Source organism: Terriglobales bacterium (assembly GCA_035624475.1).
Classification (GTDB): domain Bacteria; phylum Acidobacteriota; class Terriglobia; order Terriglobales; family Acidobacteriaceae; genus DASPRL01.
The window spans coordinates 1-2,732 of record DASPRL010000150.1 but is presented as its reverse complement, the minus strand read 5'-3'; the positions used below and the strand labels follow the sequence as shown (position 1 = coordinate 2,732).

2 protein-coding genes are annotated in these 2,732 nt (G+C 69.5%); both read right to left on the bottom strand.

The window, feature by feature from the left end:
- A partial coding sequence (locus tag VEG08_06320; GenBank protein ID HXZ27600.1) for a twin-arginine translocation signal domain-containing protein occupies positions 1 to 448 on the bottom strand: 448 nt, incomplete at its 3' end.
- 309 nt (positions 449 to 757) lie between these two features.
- Positions 758 to 2,732: phenylalanine--tRNA ligase subunit beta (gene pheT, locus VEG08_06315; GenBank protein HXZ27599.1), on the bottom strand; the 1,975-nt coding region annotated here is incomplete at its 5' end.

The following is a 2,732-nucleotide window of genomic DNA, read 5'->3' as shown; positions in this document are numbered from 1 at the left end:
CGGCCGGACCCACGTACGCCACCTGCACGCCCGGCAGGTTGCTGGCGTAGAAGCTGATGGCCTCGAAGGTGAGCATCGAGGTCACCAGCTTGTGTTTGTCGTCCACGAAGGCGTTGGCCGCCATCTTCAGGATCTCGGTGGAACCGTTGCCCAGGAAGACCTGCTCCGGCTTGACCTGGTGCAGCGCCGCGATGCGCTCGCGCAGAGCCTCATACTGCCGGTCGGGATAGCGCATGGCCAGCGAGAGCGCGCGCTGCGCCTCCGCCATGACCTTCGCCGAAGGCCCGTAGGCGTTCTCGTTGGAGTTGAGCAGGACGGGCCCGCCGGCCACCCGCGTCCGCGGCGGCTCGCCCGCGAATGCCAGCCGCTCCGCCAGGGGAAAGGGCAGCACCGTGGCCGCCGCCGCCGTCCCCACCGTTCCCAGGAAACTTCTTCGCGAAAGGCTCATCGCGCACCTCGATCGGGCCGCGATTGTAGCAAACCAGAACCCATGAACCACAGAGGACACGGAGGACACAGAGCAGATTCTTGGGTCGTTTCGATTACCCGGATCACCAGATCGCCCGATCCCCGGATGTCTGGTCTGGCACGGCCGACCCGGCTGTGCCAGTCCCGCGCAGCGGGCGGCACCCAGTCCCGCCCTGGCGGGACACCAGAACCCAGCCCGGCACGTAAGTGCCGGGTGAGGATGCCATTTTGGAGGAGGAGAGCCCCTTCAGGGGCGACAGAAGTTCAGCTGGGAACCGGGAACCGGGAACTAGGCGCGCAGCGTCCCGCCCAGGCCCTGCAGCGCCTTCACGATCTGCTGCGACCAGCCCTGCACCTCATCATCGCGCAAGGTGCGTTCGGCCGATTGGAAGGAAGCGCGCAGCAGCACCGAGTACCGTCCCTCCGGCACCCCGCCGCCGCGGAAGATCTCCACCGGCTGGAAGCTCCGCATTTCGCCCAGCCCCAGCGCCTCCACCGCCCCGCGGATCTGCTCGAAGCTCACCGTGTTGTCGAAGAGGAAGGAGAAATCCCGCTCCACCGCCGGGAAGCGCGGCACCGGGCGGTAATGCGGCTGGCGCAACCCGTGCGCGAACAGCCGCTCCAGCAGGATCTCGGCGATGTACACCTCCTGGCGCAGCTTGCGCCCCGCCGCCACCTCGGGATGGATCTGCCCGAAGCGCGCCACCGTGGCTCCGTCCATCACCGCCCGCGCCGAGCGCCCGGGATGGTAGTAGTCGGCGGAAGAGCCGTCGAAGTAGAGCGCCGTGTGCTGGAAGGCGGAGAGCAGCGTCTCCACGTCGCCCTTGAGGTCGAAGAAGGAGTACGCCCGCGCCGGCCGGTGGAGGCAGGCCGGCTCGGCCGCGCCCGTCGCCCCCAGGCAGACCATGCGCTCTTCCCGCGCCGCCGCGCCTTCCAGCGCGAAGACGTTCCCGCTCTCGAAGAGCCGCACCTGCGGGTTGCCGCGGTTCAGGTTCCACGCCAGCATGTCGAGCATCCCCGGCAGCAGCGAGGTGCGTATGCACGTGGCCTCTTCGCTGATGGGGTTGGCGATCTCCGCCGGGGAGGCGCTGGCGAAGCGCGCCGCGTCCTGCCGCGAGATGAAGGTCAGCGAGATGGCCTCGTGGTAGCCCAGCGCCAGCAGGTCGCTCCGCAGCCGCGCCTCCTGGGCCGCGTGCGGAGCTTCCACCACCGAGCCGGAGAACGCCGGCAGGGTGTTGGGGAAGCGGTCGTAGCCGTAGAGCCGCGCCACTTCCTCGATCAGATCGATCTCGCGCTCCACGTCCAGCCGCCAGCTGGGGATCTCGGCCGTCAATTCCGCCGGTTCCGCCAGGATGGCGGGCGTGCGCGCGCCCTTGCCCGCCTTCGCCGGCTTGGCGGCCGCTACCGTGAAGCCCAGATGCTCCAGGATGCGCTCGATCTCGTCGCCGGGAATGTCCTGCCCCAGGATGCGCCGCACCTCGCTGTGGCGCAGGCGCACGCGCCGCGGCGCCAGCTTGCGCGCCAGCACGTCGATCTCGCCGCCCTCCAGCTCGCCGCCCGCGTTCTCGAGGATCCTCTGCGCCACGCGCGCGCACGCCAGCGCGGTCGCGCCCACGTCGGCGCCGCGCTCGAAGCGGTGCGAGGCGTCGGTGTGCATGCCGTGCCGCCGCGCCGTCTTGCGCACCGACACCGGATCGAACCACGCCGCCTCGATGAGCACGTTCCTGGTGCGCTCGGTGATCATGGTGTCGAAGCCGCCCATCACCCCGGCCAGCCCCACCGGGCGGTGGGCGTCGGCGATGACCAGATCGTCCTTCGAGAGCTTGCGCTCCACCCCGTCGAGGGTCTTCAGGGTCTCGCCCGGCCTGGCGCGCCGCACGATGTGCTTGTGGCCCTCGAGCAGGTCCAGGTCGTAGGCGTGCGTGGGATGCCCCATCTCCAGCAGGTTGTAGTTGGTGGCGTCGGCGACGTTGTTGATGGGCCGCGACTCCAGCAATTCCAGCCGCTCCACGACTGCCTTGGGAGACGCCTTGATGGTGACGCCGCGCACGATGCGCGCGGAAAAGCGCGCGCACAAATCGGGGTCCTTGATCTCGATCGCGAACTCCGGCTTGCCCTTGGCCGCGGGCAGCTTGGCCGCGAGCGGCTTCAGTTCGGTGTTGTAGATGGCGGCGCACTCCCGCGCCACACCGTAGTGGTTCATGGCGTCCACGCGGTTGGTGGTGATCTCCACCTCGAAGGCGCGCGTCGCGCCTTCGCCCGAC